The sequence below is a fragment of the Mucilaginibacter sp. P4_G9 genome, assembly GCF_056400985.1.
The window spans coordinates 1-2,513 of record NZ_JBFUKF010000567.1 but is presented as its reverse complement, the minus strand read 5'-3'; the positions used below and the strand labels follow the sequence as shown (position 1 = coordinate 2,513).

Here is a 2,513-nt window from a genome sequence, read left to right as displayed (position 1 = left end):
GCCTTGCTAATAGCCCGTATTATTGAACAACAACAATTAATTGAGGCCGCCAGGGCGCAACAAAACATTGTTGAACAAAATTATTCACCAATTACAGCTGAACCAGCGGCCGAAACTGCAAGTGAAAAAGCCCGTAAACGTACCCGTGTGCTAAAACCAAAAACTCAGCCCCGTGTTGAAGTACCTTTGGATGATACCAACCTGTTCGACCAGGAAGAGGATGATCAGCAGAATAACGAAGATGCTCAGAATGACATCCCGGCAGCTGCTCCGGTTACAATCGAAGCTTCTGAAAATCAACCAGGTGAAGCAGCGCCAAAAGCTGAGGCTCCATCTGCAGAGGTGCGTCCGCAGAAATTTGACAGGCGCGCTAACGGGAACCCTAATCAGCAAAAAACGCAGGAGCCTGCTATTAACCTTGATTTTGATAATGTTATTGTAAACGAAGGTGTATTGGAAATTATGCCCGATGGTTACGGTTTCCTAAGATCATCAGACTATAACTACCTTACCTCGCCGGATGATATTTATGTATCACAATCGCAAATAAAATTGTTTGGTTTAAAAACCGGTGATACGGTTCGCGGCAGCATCCGCCCACCTAAAGAAGGTGAAAAATATTTTCCTTTGGTACGTGTTGAAGCCATTAACGGCCGCATCCCTGCCGAAGTTCGCGACCGGGTTCCTTTTGACCACTTAACACCGCTTTTCCCTTCTGAGAAGTTAAGCCTGTTTACAGATCCGGGTAATTATTCAACCCGTATTATGGACCTGTTTTCGCCTATAGGTAAAGGTCAGCGCGGTTTAATTGTGGCACAGCCAAAAACCGGTAAAACTATGTTGTTAAAGGATGTGGCCAACGCCATTGCCCGTAACCACCCCGAAGTATACCTTATTATATTACTGATAGACGAACGCCCTGAGGAGGTAACTGATATGGCCCGCAGCGTACGCGCCGAGGTAGTATCATCAACGTTTGATGAGCCGGCAGAACGCCATGTAAAAATTGCCAACATCGTTTTAGAGAAAGCTAAACGTATGGTGGAGTGCGGTCATGATGTGGTAATCCTTTTGGATTCAATCACCCGCCTTGCACGTGCTTACAATACTGTAGCACCGGCATCGGGCAAAATATTATCGGGTGGTGTTGATGCTAACGCACTGCACAAACCCAAACGTTTTTTTGGTGCCGCCCGTAATATTGAGGATGGCGGTTCATTAACCATCATTGCTACCGCGTTAACAGAAACCGGTTCAAAAATGGATGAAGTTATCTTTGAAGAGTTTAAAGGTACCGGCAACATGGAGTTACAGCTTGATCGTAAATTATCAAACAAACGTATCTTCCCGGCCATTGATATTACTGCATCAAGTACACGCCGCGACGACCTGTTACTTGATCGCGACACACTGCAACGTATCTGGATTTTGCGTAACCACCTGGCCGACATGAACTCACAGGAATCAATGGAGTTTTTACAGGCCCAGATAAGAGGTACAAAAACCAACGAAGAATTTCTGATTTCGATGAATTCGTAATATTTTAGTGATAATGAAGTTATATTTAATGTAAATATTATTTGTAACTTCATTTTTACTTAATAAAATCCTGATAACTTCATACCGAAATGAAGAGACGCGTTAGAAAACATCTACCTAATACTATAACCTGTGCCAACTTATTCAGCGGTTGTATAGGAATAGTATTTGCCTTTCAGGGTAACTTATTAATTGCATCCTATGCAATTTTCTTAGCAGCAATTTTTGACTTTTTTGACGGCTTTGCGTCCCGTGTGCTTAACTCCTACTCGTTTATAGGTAAAGACCTTGATTCGCTGGCCGATATGGTGAGCTTTGGCTTTTTGCCATCGGCCATATTATACGAGTTATTTTTAAAAGCCCCGCAAATTAATCATGTAAGTGATTATTTATGCTACATTGCATTCTCCATAACCGTTTTCTCGGCCTTACGCCTGGCTAAATTCAATAACGACACCCGGCAATCGGATAGTTTTATTGGTTTACCAACACCGGCCAATGCGATATTTATTGCTTCGTTGCCTTTAATTATTGAGCAGTACGAGGTTTTGGCCCGCTACATTTTAAACCCATACGTATTAACAGTTCTTATAATTATAATGTGTACTCTGCTGGTTTCTGAATTACCGCTTATGTCGCTCAAATTCAAGAACCGAGATTTCAATAAAAACATTTTCCGTTATTTACTGCTCTTGTTTTCGGCAATACTGATTCTATTTTTTAAATTTGTGGCAGTTCCGGTGGTTATATTTATTTACATCACTTTATCTTTAATTCAAACAAAAATCACAAATGACAAAGTTCCAGGCTGAAATTGACGTAATGCCAAAAAAAGAAATACTTGATCCTCAGGGAAAAGCAGTAACCGGAAGCATGAAAAACCTTGGTTTAGCCGAAATTCAAAATGTACGCATAGGCAAACACATCACCCTTGAAATTGAAGCCGCCAACGCCGAAACCGCGCATAGCAAAGT

The 2,513-nt window shown here is 41.9% G+C and carries 3 protein-coding genes; all 3 read left to right on the top strand.

Features of this window, described 5'->3' with window-relative positions:
- Positions 1 to 3: 3 nt before the first annotated feature.
- Positions 4 to 1,539 (top strand): transcription termination factor Rho, encoded by a 1,536-nt coding sequence (gene rho, locus AC1DPZ_RS25410; protein WP_477408736.1) that lies wholly within the window; start codon positions 4 to 6, stop codon positions 1,537 to 1,539.
- A gap of 89 nt (positions 1,540 to 1,628) precedes the next feature.
- The gene (pssA, locus tag AC1DPZ_RS25405; protein WP_477408734.1) at positions 1,629 to 2,351 is read left to right on the top strand and encodes a CDP-diacylglycerol--serine O-phosphatidyltransferase; all 723 of its coding nucleotides are present in this window, start codon (positions 1,629 to 1,631) and stop codon (positions 2,349 to 2,351) included.
- A partial coding sequence (gene purS / locus AC1DPZ_RS25400) for a phosphoribosylformylglycinamidine synthase subunit PurS (protein ID WP_477408732.1) occupies positions 2,332 to 2,513 on the top strand: 182 nt, incomplete at its 3' end. The genes pssA and purS, both read left to right, overlap by 20 nt.